Raw genomic sequence first — 23759 nt, 5'->3', positions numbered from 1 at the left:
CGCGTATGGCCCCCAAAAAACAGCAGCGCCGGACCAATTGCCGACGCCACCCCTTGCCTCTCCCCCGCGTTGCACCAGAGCCGCAACGCTAAAATTCAGAATGGGCCGCCATCGAGATGATCGAGGGCGGCCCATAATTCCTATCAGGCGGGTGACTGCGTTGCGATCAGGCGCCAGTTTGGATTGGCGCGCGCCTTCGCGGTCGAGATATCACGGCTGAAGGTCCAGATATCAGTGACTTCCTTGATGCGCTGCGGGTCACCGTTGATGATTGCCCCGGCCTTATCGCGGGTGGCCGAAATCAATTCGCTGACGAAGCGAACGGTGACGGAAGCAATCCCGCCCTTCAATTCAGCTTCGGAGATGTTTGCCGAGTTGATGCCGACGAAGCTCTGGTCGACCTGCTCGCCGCGCCCCTCGCGCTCGGCGATGGCGCCTTCGAAGCCATCATAGACTTCGCGGCTCAGCAGATCATTGAGCAGCTTGCGATTGCCCTCGGCAAATGCCGTGACGATCATCTCGTAGGCTTGCTTTGCGCCGCGCAGGAACGTTTCCGGTTCGAACTGCGGGTCAAGGCGAGAAATTTCCACCAGACCGGAACGGGCGGCGGCTTCAACGCCCGGCATGGTCTTGATGCGCTCTTCAACGTCGGCCTGGTTGATTTCAGGCGCGATGGTGGCGCCCGAAGTATCGGCATCGCGACGGGGCAGAGCGACGACGTTGTCGCCCGGCGCACCGGCGGCGCCCTGACGGGCTGCTGTGCGGCGCTCGATGCGGGCTTCCTCGTCACCCGTACGGCGTCCCAGAACGCTTCTCAGCTTCAACACCACGACGACCGCGACGATGAGCGAGATGAGGGTGAACAGATCGGTCATAGAACGGCTGCCTTCCTGGCAATCAACAGCGTGACTGGATACGACAGCAATATATGATCGCGTCTTAATGGAAGCCCAAATCCGGGGAAAGATGGGCCTCTGATCCGATCCGCCATCAGGGGTTAAGGTAGTCCTTTCTTCAAGGTAAGGCACAAAAATGGCAATGCCAACCCGATTGCGCCGATGCACCACATTTGCGCGCGGGATGGTGCTGGCATGCTCAACAACCTGCTAGCGGGAAAGGAAAAGCCGGCAATGATGTCGCCGCTGCAACTTATGGCGATCCTAGCCCTGCTGGCGCTGCCGGTCATCGAGATCACGCTGATGATCCTAGTCGGCCAGCAAATCGGCTTTCTGGCCACTGTGGGCCTGCTGATATTGGCGGCTTTTGCCGGAATTCTCATTATTCGCTGGCAGGGCAGCTCCATGCTGCTGCGCATGTTCGATTCGGTGAACAACGGCCGCCTTGGCGTTTCATCGATGGCGGAAAGCTACGCCATCATCTTTGCCGGCAGCCTGCTGATCGTGCCCGGCTTTCTGACGGACGCGCTGGGTCTGGCGCTGCTGGTGCCACCGCTGCGGCGCTTGCTGTTGGGATCGGTCTTGCCCGGGATGGCCGCCCCAGCGCCGAATCACAACGACAACGCCGCAGATGGCAACAAAGACCGGCGCCGCCGATGGCGCTCGCCGGGGCGCGCACAGGCAGAACCCCAGCCGGAGGCCCAAAAGCCCGGCGAACCGGTCATCATTGAGGGGACTTTCACCCGCCTGGACGATGACGAAGATCGGTCACGTTAACCCGATGATGAGCTTACAGCGTTGTCGCGACGGGGCCAGCGTGTTAGCTAGCCGCCACTCACACGCGGCCAATTAGGCGCAACCCCGGCACGGAATTGAAAGCAATGGCGAACTCGACAAACGGCAACGGCAAGCCCGACGAGGGCATCAATCTGCAGCCCCAACCCGTGAAGGTTAGCGTTGCTGCCCAGTACATTAAGGATCTCTCGTTCGAGAATCCGAACATTGAAAAGCTGATGCAGGACCCGGGCGATCAGCCCAATCTGCAGCTCATGATCAATGTCGGCGCAAAGAACGTCGGCCCGAACATGTACGAGAGCGCGATCGATTTCGATGCGCAGGCGACCAACAAGCACGGCAAGATCTATCAGCTGCAGCTCGTTTATGCCGGCCTGTTCCGCATCGAGAACATTCCGGAATCGGCGCTTGAGCCATTCCTGCTGGTGAACTGCCCGTCGATCCTGTTCCCGTTCGTGCGCCGTCTGGCTGCCGACCTGACGCGCGAAGGCGGCTTCCCGCCGCTGCTGCTCGATCCGTTCGACTTCACGCAGCTCTACATGGCCCGCCAGAAGGAAAAGCACGCCAAGTCTGGCGAGGGCGAGTCTCAGGTCAAGAACTGAGACGGCGCTAAGCTGAGGCCGAAGTATTCGGCGGACAGCTATTTCAGATATGCAAAAGCTCCGGCCGCAACGCCGGAGCTTTTTTATTGGCCGGGTTCTGAATGGCCGGAGATTGCCGGCGAATTTGTTGGGCAGTCGGGGCAATACGTTGGCTGCCCGATCCGCGATCAAGCGTCTTCCGACACTGCAAGATAGCGGCGCCACAGCGCCTTCTCGCCCATAGACTTCACAAATTCGAGATGGGCTTCGACCATTGCCGCATCAAGCCGGGGAGCCAGCGGAGCCGGCCGTTGCGCAGCTTTGCGTTGACCGCTGAATGTTGCGGCCTCACCACCAGCGGCACCTGAACCATCGGCAGCGAAATCGACGAACGTCGCCTGCCGAACGCCCAGCAACTCAATGTAAACTTCTGCCAGCAGCAACGAGTCGACCAGAGCGCCGTGCTTGGTGCGCTTCGAATTGTCGATGCCGTAGCGCTTACATAGTGCGTCGAGCGTATTGGGCCCTGCCGGATGACGCCGACGCGCCAGCTGCAACGTACACGTCACCCGATCCTGCGCGATCAGCGGAAAGCCGTGCAGCCCAAGTTCGAAGTTCAGAAAGCCGATATCGAACTGCGCATTGTGAATGATGAGCGGATCGCCGGCGATGAAATCCAGAAAGCTCTGCGCCACCAGCGGAAACACCGGCTTGTCGAGCAGAAACTCGGTGGAGATGCCGTGCACCGCCTGCGCGTCGGCCGGAACATCGCGCTCCGGATTGATGAAGCAGTGATATTCGCGCCCCGACGGGATGCGATTGACCAGCTCGATGCAGCCGATTTCAATCAGCTTGTCGCCCTTGCGCGGATCGAATCCGGTCGTTTCCGTATCCATGATGATTTCGCGCATGGACGATCCAATCGGTGCTGAGAGATCAAGTGAAGGTCAGGCAGACCAGAAGCGGTTGAATGCAGCGCCGTGCCGAGCGCGCAATGCTTCGAGGATTGTATCCAAAGTCGCCCGGCTTTCTTCAACACTGACGCCGGTGTCCACGACAAAATCGGCGCGCTGACGCTTTTCTGCATCGGGCATCTGGCGGGCGAGCAGCGCATCCAGCTTTTCCGGCGACACTCCGCGTTTCAGCACGCGCTCACGCTGCACCTCGGCCGGAGCGGATAACACGACAACGGCGTCCACCATCCGGTCAGCGCCGGATTCAAACAGCAGCGGGATTTCCAGAACAGCGATCGGCGTGCCGCGACGGGCTTCGGCATTCAGAAATGAACGCTCGGCCTCGCGGACGAGCGGGTGCACGATCGCCTCCAGCTCGCGAATGCGCTGGGGATGTGCGAGCAGGGCCGCGCTCAAACGCTGGCGATCGACGCCTTGCTGTGTGGTCGTGCCCGGAAAGGCGCGTTCGATCTGTTCAACAGCCTTTCCTCCGGCATAGAGGCGATGCACTTCCGCGTCGGCATCAAACACCGGCAGACCACGCGCCCGCAGATGTGCAGCGGCGGTGGATTTTCCCATACCGATTGAGCCAGTGAGCCCAACGATCAGCATTTTCAGCCCTCGATGTCGGCAATGATGCGCTGGCGGAGCTCGGGGGTTACCTGTGGGCGTACACCGAACCAACGCTCAAATCCAGGCACAGCCTGATGCAACAACATCCCCAGGCCATCCACGGTGCGCAAGCCAGCGCTTTTTGCATCGGCAATGAGCTGCGTTTCCAGCGGCACATAGACAATGTCGCTGACCACGCAATCGGGATTGAAGCCCGCGAAGTCGATGCCAAGCGATCCGTTGCCCTTGAGACCAACGGCGGTGGTGTTCACCAGCACACAGGCATCGCGCGATGCATCGCTGCGATTGTCCCAGTCGAACACTTTCACCCGCGGGCCGAACTGATCGGCAATGGCTTCAGCGCGCTCACGCGTGCGGTTGAAGACCCGAACTTCCTCAACGCCGGTTTCAAGGAAGCCGTAAACGATGGCGCGCGCGGCGCCACCCGCACCCAGAATGCAAACCGGACCATCATGGGCAAGCCAGTCCGGCACCACATGGGACAGGTAGGTCATGTAGCCATAGGTGTCGGTGTTGGTGGCGAACAGCCGATCGCCCTCCAGCCACAGCGTGTTAGCGGCACCGACGACGCGCGCGGCTTCCTCAGCCTCTTCAGCGATGGAAAACGCGATTTCCTTATGTGGTACCGTGACGTTGCAGCCGACGAAACCCTGCTCCGGCAAGGTGCGCAGAAACTGCGCGACATCGTCGGGCGCAACGGCAACCTTGGTATAGCTGCCGTCGATGCCGTGCTGGGCAAGCCAATAGCCGTGGATCAGCGGCGATCGCGAATGTTCAATCGGCCATCCGATGACACAGGCGCGCTTCATGCTTCAAGTTTCCCGCGGCCGCGCAATTCGGCCAGAACCTCAAGCAGCGGCAGACCCAGAATTGTGAAGTAGTCGCCGTCGATACGCTCAAAGAGCTGAACGCCCTGGCCTTCGAGCTCATAACCGCCGACCGACTGCGTGACTTTCTCGCCGGCGCGCAGCAGATAGTCCTCAAGGAACGGGTCGGAGAAATTGCGCATCGTAAGCCGGGCCGCGCCGACATGGCGCGAGGTGACCTTGCCGTTTTCGGCAAACACGACGGCCGAATGCAAAACGTGCGAACGGCCGCGCAGGCGCTTCAGTGTTTCGCGCGCTAGATCCATGTTCGGCGCCTTGCTCAGCAGCTCAACGCCCAGCGCCAACACCTGATCGGCACCGATGACAAAAGCGCCGGGGCAACGGGCGCTGACTTCCTCGGCCTTCGCGGTCGCCAGCACCTCGGCGATGTGTTGCGGCGTGATGGAAGGGTTTTCGCGGAAAAGCCGGTCGCGAATTGCGGGCTCATCGACATCGGCCGGCAGCACCGTGAACGGGACACCGGCGGCCGCCAGCATTTCACGCCGGGCGCGGCTGCCGGATGCAAGTACGATCTGATGGGCGTTAGCCGTCGCTGGCATCTTTTGTCTCTGCTTTCTTAGGGGTTTGACGATCGTGCAGCAGCCGCAGGATCTGCGCCGCCGATTCTTCAACCGAGCGGCGCGTCACATCAATGATGGGCCAACCCTGTTGCGCGCAGATCCGGCGTGAATAGGCAATCTCTGCGGTGATGCGGTCGCGATCGACATATTCGCCAAGGTTGCGATCGCCCATCATGATTGCACGCTGGCGGCGCACTTCGGCAATGCGATCGGGGCTGGCAACCAGACACACGACGAACGCGGAGTGCGGTTTCATCAGCCGTTCCGGCAGCGGGATCGAAGGCACCAGCGGCAGGTTGGTGGTCTTGTAACCGCGCTGGGCGAGATAAATGCTGGTGGGCGTTTTGGATGTGCGCGAGATGCCGAGCACAACGATGTCGGCGTCGTTCATGTTTTCAGGCAGATGCCCATCGTCATGCGCCGTGGTGAAGTTGAGTGCATCGATGCGGCGGAAATAATCGGCATCGAGAACATGCTGGCCGGCAACTGTCGGCGTGCGCGGTGCGCCGAGATAACTTTCCAGCACCTGCATGATGGGATGCAGCACGGCAAGGCAGGGAATTTTCAGCTCGACGCAGCGGCGTTCCAGTTCCTCGGACAGCTCGCGGTTGGTGATCGTGTAGAGCACGATGCCCGGCGTCTGCTCGATTTCCTGCAGCACCCGTTTCAACTGACGCGGGGTGCGCACCAGTGGATGCACGTGCTCGATCGGGCGCACCAGCGCGTACTGCACCGAGACCGCCTTGGCGATCGTCGTCAGCGTCTCGCCGGTGGAATCCGACACGAGATGCAGATGAAAGAAGCTCGGCAAACTGGCCGTCATGACCTTGGCGTTCCGCGGGACGGATTGTTGATAAGGTGCCGTGTTATCCAGTGAGCTGATACAACCGATGGCGATCCTACCTCGGCCTAACCCACTCATCCACGATATGGCTCACAACAGCCGGAACCGGGATTGCTGGACGTGATAGCTGTCTCTCCCTGAGGATTGAAACTTTCTTGGCGTCTCGTCCAGCATCTCTCAACAGGTAGGACGCGCCACTTGCAGATCCCTGTCAGCCGCCATGCCATTGTTTTGAGAAGCATTCAGCGGTCCTAGTGGCTTTGCCATCCGACGAGACACCAGATAGAGCGGTGAGGCTGCGCCCCTGTGCGCGAGCCGAGGATTAGGCTAGGACAACAGGCTAATCCTCGAAACCCCCTGAGGTAAGAAGAATAAAAATAAGAGTCTCAGATTCTAGATTGGTTTAAGTAGAGATGAGTGCACCCGCACACCCCGACACCTCCATCAAGGCCAACCGCAAGCTGCTGAGAGCTCTCGCAGGCGAAGCCGTCTGGCCACCGCCCATCTGGCTGATGCGTCAGGCAGGACGCTACCTGCCGGAGTATCGGGAGGTTCGCACCACCGCCGGTGGATTTTTGAATCTCTGCTACAATCCGGCGCTGGCGACCGAAGTGACATTGCAGCCGATCCGCCGCTACGGCTTCGATGCTGCGATCCTGTTTTCGGATATCCTGGTAGTTCCCGATGCGCTGGGTCAGCAGGTGCGGTTTCTCGAAGGCGAGGGGCCGTGCCTTGATCCGATTACGGATGATGCGGGCCTTGGGCAGCTCAATCTTGCGGGAACGGGCGAAAAGTTCGGCCGCGTGTACGAAACGGTTGCGCGGTTGCGGCAGGATCTGCCAGCCGAGGTGGCGCTGATCGGCTTCTGCGGCGCGCCGTGGACGGTGGCGACGTACATGGTCGGCGGTCGCGGCTCGTCGGATCAGGCGGCGGCGCGGATGTTTGCCTATCGCGATCGGGAAGCGTTCACCCGGCTGATCGACATCGTGGTCGAAACGTCGATCGAATACCTCGACGGCCAGGTGAAGGCCGGCGCCGATGCGCTGCAGATATTCGATAGTTGGGCAGGAAATCTCCCGGATGGGGAATTCCAGGCGTGGGTGGTAGCGCCGACGGTGAGAATCGTTTCAGAGCTGAAGCGTCGGCATCCGGACGTGCCGATCATCGGGTTTCCGCGCGGGGGGGGCCTGAACGCGGAAGATTATGTTTTGGCTACGAAAGTTGACGGTTTGGGATGCGATACGGCAATGCCGCTGGGCCAGATGCGGGCCCTGGCGGAGTTTGCCGGTGTGACGGTGCAGGGCAATCTCGACCCGTTGCTGCTGGTCAGCGGTGGCCAGGCGCTGGAGGACCGGATCGCGGAAACCCTTGAGGCGTTGCGCGACGTGCCGGCGATTTTCAACCTCGGCCACGGGATTGTTCCGCAGACGCCGCCTGAGCATGTGGCGCGGCTGGTTGAGCTGGTTCGCGGGGGCACCTGACGATGCTGTGGCTGAAAGCCCTGCACATCATGGCTGTGATCGCCTGGTTCGCGGGGCTTTTCTATCTGCCGAGGTTGTTCGTTTATCATGCCGATGCGCCGGTCGGCTCGCAGCTTTCTGAAACCTTCAAGGTGATGGAATATCGGCTGCTGACCGCCATCATGACCCCGGCGATGCTGGTGGTGTGGATCACGGGCCCCTTGCTAGCATATACTATGGGGGCTTTCGCCGAGCCCTGGCTGCACATAAAGCTGCTGCTGGTGTTTCTGCTTTCGGGATATCAGGGGGCGTTAAGCCGCTGGCGGCGGGAGTTCGCGGCCGACAATAATACCCATCCGGCGCGCTTCTACCGGATTGCCAACGAGGTGCCGACGCTCTTCCTTATAGCGATCGTTCTGCTGGTGGTTCTGAAACCGTTCTGACCGAAATCTTGTCACAGACGCTTTTCTCTTGCTTTTCTCTCTGATATAACTTGCATGAAATCCGCATCGACTCGGGGCCGCTCAGGCTTATGAGTTGGTCGCCAATGCTCATCCAAGGGCATGGCCGACCGCCAGTGGCGCTGGCCACAATCTAATAAATTCCCCAGTTTTCCGGCCCGGCTAACCTTCTCATTGATCAATTCCCGCCCCAACAGCCGTGGCCCCCGGAGCCATACCAAATGGAAATGAAGCTCGAAGACCTGAAGCTCAAGTCTCCGACCGAGCTGCTGAGCTTTGCCGAAGAAAACGGCGTTGAAAATGCGTCGACCCTGCGCAAGCAGGAGCTGATGTTTGCGACCCTTAAGCAGCTCGCGGCCAAAGATATCGAAATCACCGGCACCGGTGTGGTTGAAGTTCTTCAGGACGGTTTCGGCTTCCTGCGTTCGCCCGAGGCGAACTATCTGCCGGGGCCTGACGATATATATGTGTCGCCCTCACAGATCCGACGCTTTGCGCTGCGCACGGGCGATACGGTCGAGGGCCAGATCCGGTCTCCGAAGGATGGCGAGCGCTACTTCGCGCTGCTGAAGGTCAATAAGATCAACTTCGAAGAGCCGGAAGCGACCAAGCACAAGATCCACTTCGACAACCTCACGCCACTATATCCCACCCAGTGGCTGAAGCTGGAAACTGAAGATCCGACCGTAAGGGATCTGTCGCCGCGAGTGATCGATATCGTGGCGCCGCTCGGCAAAGGCCAGCGCGCCCTGATCGTCGCCCCGCCGCGTACCGGTAAAACGGTGCTGCTGCAGAACATTGCCCACTCGATTACGCATAATCACCCCGAGTGCTACCTCATCGTGCTGCTCATCGACGAGCGCCCGGAGGAAGTGACGGACATGCAGCGTTCGGTGAAGGGCGAAGTGATTTCGTCGACCTTCGACGAGCCGCCGTCCCGCCACGTGCAGGTTTCGGAAATGGTGATCGAGAAGGCCAAGCGTCTCGTCGAGCACAAGCGTGACGTGGTCATTCTGCTGGACTCGATCACCCGTCTCGGCCGCGCCTACAACACGGTTGTTCCGTCCTCCGGCAAGGTGCTGACCGGCGGCGTTGATTCCAACGCGCTGCAGCGCCCGAAGCGCTTCTTCGGTGCGGCCCGCAATATCGAAGAAGGCGGTTCGCTGACGATCATCGCCACCGCGCTGGTCGATACCGGCTCGCGCATGGACGAAGTGATCTTCGAAGAGTTCAAGGGCACCGGTAACTCGGAAATCATCCTGGACCGCAAGGTTTCGGACAAGCGCGTGTTCCCGGCCATCGACGTTGCCCGCTCCGGCACGCGCAAGGAAGACCTGCTGGTTCCGAAGGATCAGCTCAAGAAGGTCTACGTGCTGCGCCGTATCCTCAATCCGATGGGCACGATGGACGGCATCGAATTCCTTATCGACAAGCTGAAGTCGACCAAGACCAACGGCGAGTTCTTCTCGTCGATGAATACCTAATCGCGCGAATGCGCGATGCGGCTCCAGGCTTTCGTTTGGACCGATGATTGACGTTTCGGACGATATTTGGAGCTGCGATGGCTGGTGCTGTCGCAGCTCTTTTTTATGCGATGCGCGTGGCGCCCGGCAGCGCGCAGGCACGGTCATCGGCTGCATAGTCGAACTGGTCCGGAGGCAATGACGCCAGAACCGGCAGGCGCTCGCGCCAGTTGCCGTTATCGACCGTATCTAGCAGCCAGCGGATGGCTGGCTCGACGGCGCGAGCATAGAGTTCGGCACTGTCGATAATAGTTGAACACACCATCGGATGTGGAATGGACCACGGCGTCGCGCCGAATTGCGGTGGGTAGTTGGGCTCATCCGGCAGCGCGATCAGTTCGGCCTGCATCCCCATCAGGCGCATGATGGTTTGCGCGATGTCAGTTACTGTCGGGCAATCGGCATCCGCGACGTTGACGATTGGCGGGAGCTGGCCGTTTGCGGCCTGAATGACGGCGTTGGCGATGGCGGCTGTGGAGGTCGTTTGCAACTGGCTGGCGCCGCGATAGGCCAGCGGGATGGATTGTCGACCATCCAGCAGGCGCTTCACGAACCACCATTCGCGCGCCAGTTTGCTGTGCGGGCCATGGATTGCGCCGGGACGCAGTATGGTGACCGGGCAGCAAGCCTGCTGCAACAGTGCCCGCTCCATCGCAATTTTGTTGGATGAATAGGTGTTTGAATCCGGATCGACGGTCGGAGTCTGTTCCGTCAGCAAACCTGAAAATCGTGGTGCACCGGTCGAAGCGGCGGTGTCGAGATATCTGCCGGCCGTATCGCAATAGACGCTGGCGGTGGAGACAACTGCGATTCGCCCAACCGCGGAGCTGATGCCAGCAAGGCGCTGGGAGTCGTCGGCACCGTAGGCCACGCAGGAAAGCAGTAGATCGGTGTCCGTTCCAACAATGGCACTTAGCGCGACTGCATCCGTGCCATCTGCAACGGAGTGCCGGAATTCTACCGGAAGGAGCGGAGCCGGGTGACGGCTGGTGAGCGTTACGTTCCAGCCTGCCTCGACCAAGCGTTGCGCGACTGCGAAACCGATCTGGCCGGTTCCGCCGACGATGACGGCATTCGCCATGGCTAATTCCCGATTGAAGCGGCCATGCCAAGGAGTGGCGCGCCGGGCTTACCAGCTGTAGTCGAGGTCGAGGTCGGTGGCGTATTCGCCGCCGCGCAGGTTGAAAGCTTCCTCGATGGCATAGGGGCCGCCGCCAGTGTTTGGCTTGGCGGAATAAAGTACGAAGCGCGAGACGATGAACGGGCGCGTGCGGAAGGCGCCAAGGCGCTGCAACACGCGGGCGATGTCATCGGAGCTGGCGTATTTCAGTCGCGCCAGGGTGACGTGTGCCTTGAACGCACGGCCATCGGGCGGCAGGCCTGCGGAACGGGCAGCGCGATCGTTGGCGCGGGCCAAAGCTTCGAGCGGCGCGGAATCCTCGACCCCGGCCCAGATCGAGCGTGGTTCGTTGCCGCCGAATACGCCCAGACCTGACAGCCGCAATTCGAATGCGTCGAGGTCGATGGATTCAAGATTATCGGAAAATTCCTGCGCCTGCGGGGGCTCGATGTCGCCGACGAAGCGTAGCGTCAGGTGCAGGTTGTCGGGTTCGGTCCAACGGCTGCCGCCCGGAAGCGGATGTTTCAGCCGGGCGATTTCCTCCCGGATTTCGGGGGGAATTTCGATGCCCGTAAACAGGCGCGGCATGGCACTGACCTTTCAACTTTTCTCGGCGGCGCGTTGCGCTTTCACCTTGCCGATCAATTCCTCAACGGAAGGTGTGATGCGCCGGACAATTTCGGCGACGCCCTTGGCGTTGGGATGCATGCCATCCTTCTGATTCAGCTTCACGTCGAGAATGACGCCATCAAGAAAGAATGGATAGAACAGGAGGCTGTGCTCCTTGGCCAGCTCCGGGAAGATGGCGTCAAAGTCATCGGAGTAGGTTTCGCCCCAGTTCGCGGGCGAGCGCATGCCGGTGAGCAGCACGGGCAGATTGCGCCCTGCAAGAGCGCTCAGGATTTTCTGCAGGTTCTCGCGCGTCACCTTGGGATCGATACCACGCAGCGCGTCGTTGGCGCCGAGTTCGACAATGACGGCGTCGACATCATCGCCGATGGTCCAGTCGATGCGTGCAAGCCCCGCCGCGGTGGTGTCGCCAGCAACGCCGCCGTTGCTGACGGTGACGTTATGGCCCTGCGCCTTGAGGTGTTTCTGGAGCTGCACGGGAAACGCATCGGCCGGCCGGACGCCATAGCCGGAGGTGAGGCTGTCGCCGAATGCAGCGATGTGGATCGCTTTTTCAGCCGCAGCGGCGTGGAAGCTCGATGCGAAAAGCATGATGGCCACCAGCATGTTGACGATCATAGTCGTAGACACCACCTGACCGACAGCCGGAATTCTCTCCGCCGTTACGTTATGTCTTTTCTGCATCGGTCTCATGCTGCTCCTCGACAACGTACGGGCCTTAGTGACCCTATGACGTAAAGGCGCCCTCAAGCTGAGACAAGTGTGGCACGCCCATCAACCGCCAACGGACCAAACTGTGACCCAACCCATAGTTGCTCTTGAAAAGGTGTGCCTTACGCTGCCAACGCGCGCCGGGCCTGTATCAATCCTGCGTGATGTCGATTTGAAGGCGCAAAGCGGACAGTCGCTGGCGATTGTCGGGCCGTCGGGCTCGGGCAAGACATCGTTGCTGATGGTGATGGCCGGGCTTGAGCGCGCGACCTCGGGCAAGGTGAGCGTGGCGGGGCACGATCTTTCGGGCTTGAGCGAAGATGCGCTGGCGCTGATCCGCGGCGCTGAAATCGGCATCGTGTTTCAGTCGTTTCACCTCGTGCCGACGATGACGGCGCTGGAAAACGCCGCATTGCCGCTGGAATTTGCGGGGGACCGCGACGCACAGGACACCGCGCGTGCGCTGCTGGAAGAAGTGGGGCTGGGCCACCGCATGGATCATTATCCGGCGCAGCTTTCCGGCGGAGAGCAGCAGCGTGTGGCCATAGCGCGGGCGCTATCGCGCAAGCCGAAGCTTATTCTGGCGGATGAGCCGACGGGAAATCTGGATCGCAGCACCGGCAGCACGGTGGTCGATCTTCTGTTCGGTCTGCAGCAGCGGCGCAAATCAACGCTGATCCTCGTGACGCACGACGAGAAGCTGGCGGAAGCGTGCGACCGCATCATTTACATGGCCGACGGCCGCATTGAACGCGAACGGGAGGCGGCCCTCACGTGACGGCAACGGATACCGATACGCTGTCGCCGCCAATCGGGGCGCGGCGGCGCACACTGCCGCTTTTGCTGGGCATCGCCGCGCGCGAGCTGCGCTCCGGCATTTCGGGCTTTCGCATTTTCATCGCCTGCGTGGCGCTGGGCGTGATGGTGATCACCGGCGTCGGGGCGGTTTCGGACGCGCTGCGCACCGGATTTGAAAGTCAGGGTGAGGCGCTGCTCGGCGGTGATCTGACGCTGACACGCACACATGAACGCTCTGAAGGCGAAGAGCGCGAGAAGATAGACAGCCTCGGCTGGGTGAGCGAAACCGCCACCATGCGCACCATGGCGCGGCGGCCCGATGGCGGCGATCAGGCGCTGGCGGAGCTGAAGTCCGTCGATGATGCCTATCCGCTGGTGGGCGAGGTGGAACTGGACGACGGGCGCGAACTATACGAGGCCCTAAGCGAAGGCGCGGTGGTTGACCCGACGCTGCTGGAACGGCTGAAGCTGAAGGTTGGCGACGAGATTGAAATCGGCGCGATCAAGCTGAAGGTTGCGAGCGCGCTGAAGGCGGAGCCGGACGGGCTGACGGATCGGCTGACGTTCGGACCGCGCGTTTTCATTTCCGATGCAACGCTGGCGCAATCCGAACTGCTGAAGCCGGGCACGCTGGTGCGCTGGCGCTATGCGGTGAAGCTGGAAGATAGCAACGTTTCCGACGCCGCGCTGGCGGGCATGAAACCGAAGATCGAGGCGATGTTGCCGGAAGCTGGGTTCACGGTGATGGACCGTCGCGAGCCGTCGCCGCGCATCAGCCGCACGCTGGATCGGCTGCGCGAGTTCCTCACCTTCATCGGGCTGACGGCGTTGCTGGTCGGTGGTGTCGGCATCGCCAACGCGGTGGCGACGTTCATCGACAAGCGCCGCAAGGTGATCGCAACGATGAAAAGCATCGGCGCGACCAGCCGCATGGTGCTGGGCATCTTTCTGGTCGAGGTGCTTGCTGTTGCGGCAGTTGGTGTCGTGATCGGCCTGGTGCTGGGTTTGCTGCTGCCCTATGGGCTCAACGCACTGTTCGGCGGTTTGCTGCCCATTGAAGCAAAGATGAGCGTTTCGACGCTGAGCGTCGTGACGGCGCTGGTGTACGGTTTCGGCGTGGCGCTGTTGTTCACGCTGTGGCCGCTGGGCCGGGTGGAACGCGTGAGTGCGTCGATGCTGTTCCGCGATGAGGTGGCGCCGGACAAGCGATGGCCATCGGCAACTATGATGTCGGCGACGTTCGTCATCGCGCTGGCGCTTGCGGGATTTGCGCTGCTGACATCGGATTCAACGCGCATCGCGTTTTCGTTTATCGGCGGGCTGATCGTGGTGTTCGCGGTGTTCCATGCGCTAGGCATGGCAATTACATGGGCCGCGCGGCGTGTGCGTCGTCCACGGCAGCCGGAGCTGGCGCTGGCGATTGCTAACATCGGTGCGCCGGATGGTCTGACGCGTTCGGTGGTGTTGTCACTGGGTGCGGGTCTGTCGCTGCTGGTGGCGGTGGCGCTGGCGGATGCATCGCTGGTGCGCGAGTTGCAGGATGGTCTACCGACGCGGGCGCCAGACTATTTCATGATCGACGTGCCGAAGGACGACATGGCGGCGGTGGACGCGCTGCTGAAGGCAAAGCTGCCGGGCACGGTGGTTGATTCCGAGCCGATGCTGCGCGGGCGGCTGGTGCGGCTGAAGGACAAGCCGGTCGAGGAGTTCAAGCTGGCTCCCGAGGACGAATGGGTGCTGAGCGGCGACCGCGGGCTTTCCTATTCGGAGGAAGTGCCGAAGGGATCGCGCCTGGTGGCTGGCGAGTGGTGGCCGAAGGATTATGCGGGCGAACCGCTGGTTTCGTTCGAAGCGCGGCTGGCTGAGAAGCTGGGGCTGAAGATCGGTGATGAGGTTACGGTCAACGTGCTGGGTCGCAACGTGACCGCCAAAATCGCCAGCACGCGTGCGGTGAAATGGGAAAATCTGGCGATCAACTTCGTGATGGTGTTCTCGCCCAATACGCTGGCGGGCGCGCCGCATAATCTGCTGGCGACGGTGACGCTACCGGAAGCCGCTTCGCCAGAGGCTGAAAACGCCGCGATGCGGGCGATGGGGCAGGAGTTTCCCTCGGTGACGGCCATCCGGGTGAAGGACATGCTGTCGAAGGTGGGATCGATCTTCACCCAGGTGATGACAGCGGTGCGCGGTGCCGGCAGCCTGACGCTGCTGGCCGGTGCGCTGGTGTTGGCGGGCGCTTTGGCAACGGCGCAGCGGCGGCGCATCCTTGAGGCGGTTATCCTGAAAACTCTGGGCGCTACGCGACGGCGTATTCTCACTGCTCACTTCGCCGAATATCTGGTGCTGGCGACGGTGACGGCGCTGGTGGCGGCGGTTGTCGGCAGTATTGCCGCCGCACTGGTTGTGACTCAGATCATGAAAGTGAGTTTCAGCTTCTCGCTCGGCGCAGTCGGGCTGGCGCTGGGACTGTCGATGGCCTTGGTGTTTATCTTCGGCAGTGCAGGCACTTGGGCCGTGTTGAGAGCACCACCGGTGCCTTACCTCAGGTCCGAGTAAAGACTTGATGAATATCAAGTAATATCGGGGCTGATAAATTCTTCGTCAGCGGGCTGCTGAACCCATTGCATGTCTTGAAAGAGACGCGTTGACAGAGCATATTTCGAAACAGGATTTGGCTAAAATCGCCAGATCAGACGAATCTTCAGGGATATACATATGGCTCAGCTCGACAACAGGTACGCGACATCCGGCTATTCCGCCCAGAACCGGGCCGGAGTGGACGAAGGCCTGCGCTCCTACATGCTCGGCGTCTACAACTATATGGCGGCGGGCGTGGCGCTGACGGGCATCGCGGCCTACCTCACTTACTCGCTCGCTTTGTCCGGCGGCCAGCTCACTCCTTTCGGTCAGGCGCTTTACACATCGCCGCTGAAGTGGGTTGTGATGCTTGCTCCGCTCGCGTTCGTCTTCTTCCTCTCCTTCCGGGTTGAGAAGATGAGCGTTGGTGCTGCTCAGGTTACGTTCTGGCTGTTCGCGGCTGTGATGGGTGTTTCTCTGTCGTCGATCTTCATGGTCTTCACCGGCCAGTCGATCACGCAGATCTTCTTCATCACCGCAGCAACGTTCGGTGCTCTCAGCCTGTGGGGCTATACGACGAAGCGTGACATCTCCGGTTGGGGCTCCTTCCTGTTCATGGGCCTGATCGGCATCATTCTCGCCTCGATCGTGAACATCTTCCTGCAGTCCAGCGCGCTTCAGTTCGCTGTGTCTGCGATCGGTGTGCTCGTGTTCGCCGGCCTCACCGCCTATGACACGCAGCGCATCAAGGACACCTACTTCCAGGTTGCCGGCAATGCCGAGCTTGCGGCCAAGAGCGCCATCATGGGCGCGCTGAGCCTCTACCTCGACTTCATCAACATGTTCATGATGCTTCTGAACCTGTTCGGTAATCGCGAGTAATTAGTTGGCCGCGGCCGGCCTCCCAGAGGGGCGTCGCGGCTAACAAATGAAAAGAGGGCCCCGGAGCAATCCGGGGCCCTTTTTGTTTTGGAGGAAGGTCGGCACCGTATCGGTCGTCATGCCGGCGCAGGCCGGCATCCCGGCCAGCCGCTGCGCAATGAACCGATGCTTGTTCCGCGCAACGTTGCGTGGTTCCCGACCTTCGTCGCGATGACGTTGGATGATTACTTCAGAATCTGCGCGACCGATTAAGCGATCACCAGTCGCGGCTTGCTTTCCAAGACCGCCAGCACGCGTTTCAATTCATGGCCGCGCTTTAGGATGAGGCCGGTGGCGGCGATGACGCTGTACGCGCCCTGCTTGCGCGCCAGCTTCGGGTTTTTCTCGATGCGATAGAGCGGCACTTCGCTGGAACGGCGGAAGACGCTGAACACCGCCATGTCCCGCCCCAGATCGATGGCGTAGTCGCGCCATTCGCCCGAGGCGACCTTGCGGCCATAGACATCAAGGATTGCGGTGAGTTCCTGGCGGGTGAAAACGGTATGGCGCTGGGCGTCGGTGCTTTGACTCGCACCTTGAGGCCCGCGAGTGGAGCCCGCGCGCGGCGGGCTGAAAACTATCGGTTCAGAATCGCCCAATGGAGCCTCCCTGTCACGATAGCTTCATGATTGCCCTGACTGCGGACGATTTCAAGCGTCACAAGGTTTAAATGTTTGTTGCGCTCGGCGACTCCCCTGCGGGGAGCCGGCCGCCGAGCGCGTTGCTGCTGAGCCGTCGCCAGCAGGATCGCGAGCCCTGCGCCAATACTCGCGGCGCGGAGTTCGTCGGCATCAGTGCAGCCGCACGTTGGCATCGAAATTTCACGACATGGTCAAATTCGCTCCGCGCGATGGCCAATGATCTGCCTCAAAGCGAAGCGATATTGAACACCGTAGCCGACGGGCCCGATCCCAGTGGAGCTGAACGGAAACAGCCCCCCAATCTCCCCGGGAAGTTCCAAGGATCGGGTTTAAGGCGCACGCTTCCGTAGCACTTTGTCTCTCCCCAATTCAGGGCCGGTTCCCCCAACCGGCCCTATTTTTTGCGCGCGTGATCCGATGGTGGCGCGGCACGGTGAAGCCGTTGGTGCTGCTGATTGAGCCGGTGACTGGACGTTAGCGCGCGCATGCTTACGTTAGCTTCAGCGCAGGCAGTGCGCGCGCGAAACGGAGCGGACAAAGTGGCGAAAACGGCTGGCAAGGCGACGACGAAGAAAAAGGGCGCGGCGCTGAAGGTGAAAGCGACCGCCAAGCGGATCGCGAAGGTGGCGGGCAAGTCTGCAACGGGCGAGACCGCAACCGCGCGCGTGAAGGTCAAGCCGGTTTCAAAGCGCCATGTATTGGTGGGCAAGGGTGACAAGGTTCGTTCAAAGCCGCGGTCAAATCCGCTGTTGTCGCGCTGGGGTGGTGCCTATGAGTTGCCGCCGTTCGGCAAGATTACGCCGGAGGATTTCCGGCCTGCATTCGCCGTTGCGCTGAAGGAACACAAGGCCGAGATCGCGCGCATCGCGGATCAGACGACGAAGCCGACATTCGCGAACACGGTGCTGGCGCTGGAGAAGGCGGGGCGCACGCTCTCGCGCGTCGCGTCGGTGTTTTACAATCTCGCTGGTGCGGATACGAACGACGCGTTGCAGGAAATTGAGCGCGAGATGGCGCCGAAGCTGGCGGCGCATGAATCGGCGATCATGCTCAACGGCAAGCTGTTCAAGCGGATTGAAGAGCTGCACGAGCGGCGCGATGCATTGAAACTCGACGATGAGCAGCGCCGGATTCTGGAACTGCATTACAAGTGGCTGGTGCGTTCGGGCGCAAAGCTGAACGGCAAGCAGAAGAAGCGCGTGGCGGAAATAAATGGCCGTCTCGCGACGCTGGCGACGCAGTTCTCGCAGAACGTGCTGAAGGACGAGCAGTCCTGGCGCATGGTGCTGGACGAGAAGGATCTGGATGGTCTTTCGAATGAACTGCGCGATGCAGCGGCGCGCGCGGCTGTGGATGCTGGGCTGCCTGGCAAGTACGTGATCACGCTGTCGCGTTCATCCGTTGAGCCGTTCCTGCAGTTTTCAGCGCGCCGCGATCTGCGCGAACAGGCGTTCAATGCCTGGATCCGTCGCGGAGAGATGGGTGAGAAAACCGACAATCGCGCCATCACCGCTGAGATCATCGCGCTGCGGACGGAATTTGCGAAGCTGCTCGGATATCAAACGTACGCTGACTATAGCCTTGAATCGACGATGGCGAAGACGCCGGATAGCGTGCGCGATCTGCTGACGGCGGTGTGGGAGCCGGCGGTGAAGCGTGCGGGCGATGAACGCGATGCATTGCAGGAGCGCGCGCGCGCCGAAGGCAGCAACATCGAAATCGCGCCGTGGGATTGGCGCTATTACTCGGAGAAGGAGCGCAAGGCGCGCTTCGACGTAGATGAATCGGCGACGCGGCCCTACTTCGCGCTCGATAACGTGATTGCCGCGGCATTCGATACGGCGGGCAAGCTGTTCGGCCTGAAGTTCAAGGAGCTGAAGGACGCGCCGCGCTATCATGACGATGTGCGTGTGTGGGAAGTGACCAACCGGCGCGGCGAGCATGTCGGCATGTTCCTGGGCGATTACTTCGCGCGGCCGTCCAAGCGTTCGGGTGCGTGGATGTCGGCGTTCCGTTCGCAGTCACGCGTGGCGGGCGATGTGCGCCCGATCATCGTCAACGTGATGAACTTCGCCAAGGGCGAGGAGGGCCAGCCGAGCCTGCTGTCGCTGGACGATGCACGCACGCTGTTCCACGAGTTTGGCCACGGTCTGCATGGCCTGCTGTCGGATGTGACGTATCCGTCGATTTCCGGCACGGCGGTGACGCGCGATTTCGTCGAGCTGCCGTCGCAGCTTTATGAGCATTGGCTGATGGTGCCCGAAACGCTGGAGAAGTATGCGACGCATCACGCCACCGGCAAGCCGATGCCGAAGGCGCTGCTGAAGCGCATCAAGAGCGCGCGCAACTTCAATCAGGGCTTCTCGACGGTGGAATATCTGGCGTCGGCATTCGTCGATATGGATCTGCACGCCGTCGATGCCGAGAGCAACGAAATGCTGGATGTGGCCGCGTTTGAGGAAAGCACATTGCAGCGTCTCGGCATGCCGAACGAGATCGTGGCGCGCCATCGCATTCCGCACTTCCTACACATCATGGGCGGCTACGCGGCGGGCTATTACAGCTATCTGTGGTCGGAAGTTATGGATGCGGACGCGTTTGCGGCGTTCGAGGAAACCGGCAACGCGTTCGACCGCAAGACGGCGAACAAGCTGCACAAGTTCATCTATTCCGGCGGCAACCGTCGCGATCCGCTGGAGGCCTACGTGGCGTTCCGCGGCCGCCCACCGGAGATCACAGGCCTGCTGAAAAAGCGCGGACTGGCGGGCTAAAAGTCGGGCGTTCGGCTGCTTGCTATGTGGCGAGCCGCCGGACGCCTACCAACGCAAAGACGTCTACCAAAGCCCCATCCAGGCGGCGCCGATGATGGGGCCAGCCTTGCCCTCCTGCAGCAGCACAACGGCGGCGTCGGTTTCCGGACGCATCACTGCCGTGCGTGTGAGCTGCAGGCTGAGCGCTTCGCCGTTCCACGACCCCACTGGCAGCATCTCGCGCACGATGTTGGTGTAGACGATGGTTTTGCCTTTGTTTTCGCCGTGCTCGATCGGCACTTCGGCGCGCTTCTGAATGACGGCGAACCAGACCGTCGCTTCCTTGTAGCGATGACCTGCGGGAGCGGCGGCGGCTTCAACCTTCAGCGTGTTGCGGTCGTGCCAGAAGCGAACGGGAATGCGCGCGCCATAGAGCGCCTGATTGGTGATGCTGACGGCCTGTTCAACGGCGCGAGCATCGGAGCCCATCACGCCAAGCATGCCGTTGACGATAATCTGCGGCGTGTAGATGGCGCCATCGCCGCGCGTTTTCGCATAGACGCGCTGACGCTCGGAGTTTTTCTCCGATGCGAGGGTGTCCTTCCAGCCAAGATAATCCCAGATGTCGACCGGCATGGTGAGCGCGATGACGTTGGGCCGTTCGGCGAATTTGCTCAGCACATCATCGGCGGGCGGACAGCTATCGCAGCCCTGGCTGGTGAACAGCTCCAGCACATCAATGGCGGGGCGTGACTGGGCTGATGAGGCGTCGGCGGGCGCGGGGGCCTCTTCAGGCATCACCGGCCCGGTGGTCAGCAGCAGCGCCGTGGAAAGCGTGATGATGGAAGCCAGCCGCATGCGCGCAATATACCGCCTGAAAGTTCGCCCGGAGCCGCAAGTTTAGGCGGGGCCGCGGCGCGCGACAACCAAGCCTCACGAAAGAGTGTAATGGCCGCGATCCGCAACGTGCGGGTGAAAAATGCATAAGGGATACCGGGACATAGCAGGCGTGTGACCGCGGACTGGCGTGGATCCCGGTCTGCGCCGTGATGACGGCACGAGAGCATGATCAGGGCCGTGGTGGGAGGCTGTTTGCGAAGTCCCAGAAGATGATGAACCTCTGCGTGGAACACCGGAAAGAAAAACGCCCGGCAGGCGCGATGGCATGCCGGGCGTTTGAATGTTGGTTTGTGCAACCTGTGGGCGGATCAGGCCGCCGCGAGATTGCGCAGCACGTAGTGCAAGATACCGCCGTTGCGGAAGTATTCGATCTCGTCCAGCGTATCGATCCGGCAGATGATCGGAACCTTGCGCACGGTGCCATCGGCGGAGGTGATTTCGGCCTCCATCTTCTGGCGCGGCTTGATCGTGGTGAGCCCTGGGATGCTGACGATTTCGTCGCCCTTGAGACCAAGGGTTTCCCAGCTCGTGCCTTCCTCGAACACGAACGGCACAATGCCCATACCGACCAGGTTCGAACGGTGGATGCGCTCGAACGACTGGGAGATCACAGCGCGCACGCCGAGCAGGTTGGTGCCCTTGGCGGCCCAGTCACGCGATGAACCGTTGCCGTATTCAACGCCCGCGAACACGACCAGCGGCACGTTCTCATCGCGGTAACGCATGGCCGCGTCGTAGATCGACATCTGCTGGCCGGACGGATAGTGCACCGTGTTGCCGCCCTCCTTCACGTTGCCATCGGCGTCGCGCAGCATGAAGTTCTTGATGCGGATGTTGGCGAAGGTGCCGCGCATCATGACTTCGTGGTTGCCGCGCCGCGTGCCGTACTGGTTGAAGTCGGCGACGGCGACATCGTGCGAGGTGAGGTATTCGCCAGCGGGTGACGACGGCTTGATCGAACCGGCCGGAGAGATGTGGTCGGTGGTGATCTTGTCGCCGAACAGGCCGAGGATGCGCGCGCCCTTGATATCGCTGATCGGACGCGGATTTTTGCTGATGCCCTCGAAGTAAGGCGGGTTGCGCACGTAGGTGGATTCGTCGTCCCACGTATAGGTTTCGCCGCCCGCGGTATCGATCGCGCGCCAGGAAGCATCGCCGTTGAACACGTCGGCGTAGCGTTCCAGGAACAGCTCGCGCGTGATGTTTTCGGCGATGAAGCGGTGGATCTCCTGCGAGGACGGCCAGATATCGCGCAGGTAGACGGGCTCGCCGTCGCTGCCAATACCGATCGGCTCGACGGTGAGATCCTTGGCGACAGTTCCGGCCAGAGCGTAAGCGACGACGAGCGGCGGCGAGGCAAGATAGTTCGCCTGCACATCCGGGCTGACGCGGCCTTCGAAGTTGCGGTTGCCGGAAAGCACGGCGGCCGCGACGATGCCGTTCTCGTTGATGGTGGCCGAAATTTCCGGCGCCAGCGGGCCGGAGTTACCGATGCAGGTGGTGCAGCCGAAACCGACGAGGTTGAAACCGACCTTGTCGAGATACGGTTGCAGGCCAGCCTTTTCGAGGTAGGCGGAAACGACCTGCGATCCCGGCGCCAGCGATGTCTTTACCCACGGCTTGGCGGTGAGGCCCTTCTCGACCGCCTTTTTGGCCAGAAGGCCGGCGGCAATGAGAACGCTGGGGTTGGACGTGTTCGTGCAACTCGTGATGGCGGTGATGACGACGTCGCCGTGGCCGATGTCGAAGTCGCGGCCCTTCACCGGGAAGCGCGCCGAGGTGTCGCCAGTCTTTTTGTATTCGCCAGCAAGTGCAGTGGCGAAGCCGGGTGCAACATCCGGCAGTGCGATGCGGCCTTCGGGACGCTTCGGGCCAGCCATCGACGGCACAACGGTGCTGAGGTCGAGTTCCAGCGTATCGGTGAACACCGGATCTTCCGAACCGGCGATGCGATACATGTTCTGGGCCTTCGCATACTCCTCGACGAGTTCGATGCGGCCAGCTTCGCGGCCGGAGATGCGCAGATAGTTGAGCGTCTCACCGTCGATCGGGAAGAAGCCGCAGGTGGCGCCGTATTCCGGGGCCATGTTGGCGATGGTCGCGCGGTCGGCAAGTGGCATGGTGTCGAGGCCGGGGCCGTAGAATTCGACGAACTTGCCGACGACGCCTTTCTTGCGCAGCATCTGCGTGACGGTCAGCACCAGGTCGGTGGCGGTGACGCCCTCGTTGACCTTGCCGGTGAGCTTGAAGCCGATGACTTCCGGCAGCAGCATTGACTGCGCCTGGCCGAGCATCGCGGCTTCCGCTTCGATGCCGCCCACGCCCCAGCCGAGCACGGCGAGACCGTTGACCATGGTGGTGTGGCTGTCGGTGCCGACGAGCGTATCGGGATAGGCGAGGATGGTGCCGTCCGGCAGTTCGCGCGTCCAGACCGTCTGCGCCAGGAACTCAAGGTTGACCTGATGGCAGATGCCGGTGCCGGGCGGGACGACGCGGAAGTTGTCGAACGCGCCCTGGCCCCACTTGAGGAAGTTATAGCGCTCGACGTTGCGCCGGTATTCCAGTTCGACGTTCTGGGCGAAGGCCTGCGGCGAGCCGAATTCATCAACGATCACCGAGTGGTCGATGACGAGATCGACCGGCACCAGCGGATTGATCTTCTGGGCATCGCCGCCGAGGCTCTTCATGCCGTCACGCATCGCGGCGAGATCGACCACGGCTGGCACGCCGGTGAAGTCCTGCATAAGCACGCGGGCGGGGCGGAAGCCGATTTCCTTGCCGGCCTTGCCCTTGTCGTTCAGCCAGGCGGCAACGGCTTCGATGTCGGCTTTGGTTACGGTGCGGCCATCCTCGTGGCGGAGGAGGTTCTCAAGCAGCACCCGCATTGAGAAGGGCAACCGGGAGATGCCCGCGAGGCCATTCTTCTCAGCCTCGGGCAGGGAATAATAGGTGTAGGTCTTGCCGCCAGCCGAAATGGTCCGGCGGCACTTAAAACTATCCAGCGAGTTCGGCTGCACGTCGCTCAAAATACGTCTCCAGTTCTCTTGCAGTCGACCGCTGCAAAGCAAGAAGCGGCCGCACCCCCCAGTCGTCAACCCTGCCGCAGGCGTGGCAGAGG

21 protein-coding genes are annotated in these 23759 nt (G+C 61.4%); 9 read left to right on the top strand and 12 right to left on the bottom strand.

Translation table 11 applies throughout. The annotated features are described in order from the left end of the window. Nucleotides 1-143: 143 nt before the first annotated feature. Complete coding sequence (locus QEZ49_RS14245) at nt 144-875, bottom strand: Tim44/TimA family putative adaptor protein (RefSeq protein WP_280387892.1); 732 nt, start codon at nt 873-875, stop codon at nt 144-146. A gap of 216 nt (nt 876-1091) precedes the next feature. On the opposite strand from QEZ49_RS14245, the gene QEZ49_RS14240 reads away from it, so the two are divergent. Together QEZ49_RS14240 and secB are read left to right on the top strand one after the other, a co-directional pair. Then, on the top strand, nt 1092-1673 hold the full coding sequence (locus tag QEZ49_RS14240) for an FxsA family protein (protein ID WP_280387890.1): 582 nt from the start codon (nt 1092-1094) through the stop codon (nt 1671-1673). Nucleotides 1674-1777: 104 nt separating this feature from the next. Then, on the top strand, nt 1778-2293 hold the full coding sequence (gene secB, locus QEZ49_RS14235) for a protein-export chaperone SecB (protein WP_068463018.1): 516 nt from the start codon (nt 1778-1780) through the stop codon (nt 2291-2293). 167 nt (nt 2294-2460) lie between these two features. On the opposite strand, the gene dnaQ is transcribed toward secB, so the two are convergent. Genes dnaQ through QEZ49_RS14210 form a run of 5 tightly spaced genes read right to left on the bottom strand, consistent with a single transcriptional unit; the run spans nt 2461 to nt 6128 of the window. Next, complete coding sequence (gene dnaQ / locus QEZ49_RS14230) at nt 2461-3183, bottom strand: DNA polymerase III subunit epsilon (RefSeq protein ID WP_173952853.1); 723 nt, start codon at nt 3181-3183, stop codon at nt 2461-2463. 36 nt (nt 3184-3219) lie between these two features. Further along, complete coding sequence (coaE, locus tag QEZ49_RS14225) at nt 3220-3837, bottom strand: dephospho-CoA kinase (RefSeq protein ID WP_280387887.1); 618 nt, start codon at nt 3835-3837, stop codon at nt 3220-3222. A gap of 2 nt (nt 3838-3839) precedes the next feature. After that, the gene (locus QEZ49_RS14220; RefSeq protein WP_280387885.1) at nt 3840-4667 is read right to left on the bottom strand and encodes a shikimate dehydrogenase; all 828 of its coding nucleotides are present in this window, start codon (nt 4665-4667) and stop codon (nt 3840-3842) included. Next, the gene (locus QEZ49_RS14215) at nt 4664-5284 is read right to left on the bottom strand and encodes a Maf family protein (RefSeq protein ID WP_280387883.1); all 621 of its coding nucleotides are present in this window, start codon (nt 5282-5284) and stop codon (nt 4664-4666) included. Before QEZ49_RS14215 ends, QEZ49_RS14220 begins: the two co-directional genes overlap by 4 nt. Further along, nucleotides 5268-6128 carry a pyruvate, water dikinase regulatory protein gene (locus QEZ49_RS14210; RefSeq protein WP_157066781.1) on the bottom strand — a complete coding sequence of 287 codons (861 nt, stop codon included), beginning with the start codon at nt 6126-6128 and terminating at the stop codon, nt 5268-5270. Before QEZ49_RS14210 ends, QEZ49_RS14215 begins: the two co-directional genes overlap by 17 nt. Before the next feature lie 434 nt (nt 6129-6562). Between QEZ49_RS14210 and hemE the strand changes: the two genes are divergently transcribed. From hemE to rho, 3 genes are all read left to right on the top strand, one after another. Next, a complete protein-coding gene (hemE, locus tag QEZ49_RS14205; protein WP_280387879.1) occupies nt 6563-7630 on the top strand; it encodes a uroporphyrinogen decarboxylase in 1068 nt (355 codons plus the stop codon). A 2-nt stretch (nt 7631-7632) separates the two neighbouring features. Beyond that, a complete protein-coding gene (hemJ, locus tag QEZ49_RS14200) occupies nt 7633-8052 on the top strand; it encodes a protoporphyrinogen oxidase HemJ (RefSeq protein ID WP_280387877.1) in 420 nt (139 codons plus the stop codon). Between the two features lie 239 nt (nt 8053-8291). After that, nucleotides 8292-9554 carry a transcription termination factor Rho gene (gene rho / locus QEZ49_RS14195; protein WP_280387875.1) on the top strand — a complete coding sequence of 421 codons (1263 nt, stop codon included), beginning with the start codon at nt 8292-8294 and terminating at the stop codon, nt 9552-9554. 103 nt (nt 9555-9657) lie between these two features. Here the strand turns inward: rho and QEZ49_RS14190 are convergent, their stop codons facing one another. From QEZ49_RS14190 to QEZ49_RS14180, 3 genes are read right to left on the bottom strand one after another with little or no spacing between them, the layout of a single operon-like run. Continuing rightward, nucleotides 9658-10674, bottom strand: coding sequence for an NAD-dependent epimerase/dehydratase family protein (locus QEZ49_RS14190; RefSeq protein WP_280387873.1), 1017 nt, complete (start codon nt 10672-10674; stop codon nt 9658-9660). Between the two features lie 48 nt (nt 10675-10722). After that, complete coding sequence (thpR, locus tag QEZ49_RS14185) at nt 10723-11301, bottom strand: RNA 2',3'-cyclic phosphodiesterase (RefSeq protein ID WP_280387871.1); 579 nt, start codon at nt 11299-11301, stop codon at nt 10723-10725. Nucleotides 11302-11313: 12 nt separating this feature from the next. After that, nucleotides 11314-12027: an arylesterase gene (locus tag QEZ49_RS14180; RefSeq protein WP_280387869.1), complete on the bottom strand. Its 714-nt coding sequence runs from the start codon at nt 12025-12027 to the stop codon at nt 11314-11316. A gap of 112 nt (nt 12028-12139) precedes the next feature. Here QEZ49_RS14180 and QEZ49_RS14175 point away from each other — a divergent pair, with 112 nt between their 5' ends. The 3 genes from QEZ49_RS14175 to QEZ49_RS14165 all read left to right on the top strand — a co-directional run bounded on the left by QEZ49_RS14175 (nt 12140) and on the right by QEZ49_RS14165 (nt 16311). Further along, a complete protein-coding gene (locus QEZ49_RS14175) occupies nt 12140-12832 on the top strand; it encodes an ABC transporter ATP-binding protein (protein ID WP_280387867.1) in 693 nt (230 codons plus the stop codon). Continuing rightward, nucleotides 12829-15408 (top strand): FtsX-like permease family protein, encoded by a 2580-nt coding sequence (locus QEZ49_RS14170; protein ID WP_280387865.1) that lies wholly within the window; start codon nt 12829-12831, stop codon nt 15406-15408. Before QEZ49_RS14175 ends, QEZ49_RS14170 begins: the two co-directional genes overlap by 4 nt. Before the next feature lie 159 nt (nt 15409-15567). Next, complete coding sequence (locus QEZ49_RS14165; protein WP_280387863.1) at nt 15568-16311, top strand: Bax inhibitor-1/YccA family protein; 744 nt, start codon at nt 15568-15570, stop codon at nt 16309-16311. 248 nt (nt 16312-16559) lie between these two features. Here QEZ49_RS14165 and QEZ49_RS14160 read toward each other — a convergent pair whose 3' ends face one another. Beyond that, nucleotides 16560-16949 carry a DUF2794 domain-containing protein gene (locus QEZ49_RS14160; protein WP_280387861.1) on the bottom strand — a complete coding sequence of 130 codons (390 nt, stop codon included), beginning with the start codon at nt 16947-16949 and terminating at the stop codon, nt 16560-16562. 743 nt (nt 16950-17692) lie between these two features. Between QEZ49_RS14160 and QEZ49_RS14155 the strand changes: the two genes are divergently transcribed. Beyond that, nucleotides 17693-19762: a M3 family metallopeptidase gene (locus QEZ49_RS14155; RefSeq protein WP_280388565.1), complete on the top strand. Its 2070-nt coding sequence runs from the start codon at nt 17693-17695 to the stop codon at nt 19760-19762. A gap of 63 nt (nt 19763-19825) precedes the next feature. Here QEZ49_RS14155 and QEZ49_RS14150 read toward each other — a convergent pair whose 3' ends face one another. Together QEZ49_RS14150 and acnA are read right to left on the bottom strand one after the other, a co-directional pair. Next, a complete protein-coding gene (locus QEZ49_RS14150) occupies nt 19826-20599 on the bottom strand; it encodes a DUF1223 domain-containing protein (RefSeq protein ID WP_280387859.1) in 774 nt (257 codons plus the stop codon). Nucleotides 20600-20949: 350 nt separating this feature from the next. Further along, nucleotides 20950-23667, bottom strand: coding sequence for an aconitate hydratase AcnA (gene acnA / locus QEZ49_RS14145; RefSeq protein WP_280387857.1), 2718 nt, complete (start codon nt 23665-23667; stop codon nt 20950-20952). Nucleotides 23668-23759: the final 92 nt, after the last annotated feature.

This window comes from Hyphomicrobium sp. D-2 (genome assembly GCF_029872155.1).
Taxonomy (GTDB): Bacteria; Pseudomonadota; Alphaproteobacteria; order Rhizobiales; family Hyphomicrobiaceae; genus Hyphomicrobium_A.
The sequence above is the reverse complement of the archived record's forward strand: the minus strand, read 5'-3'. Positions and strand labels throughout refer to the sequence as shown.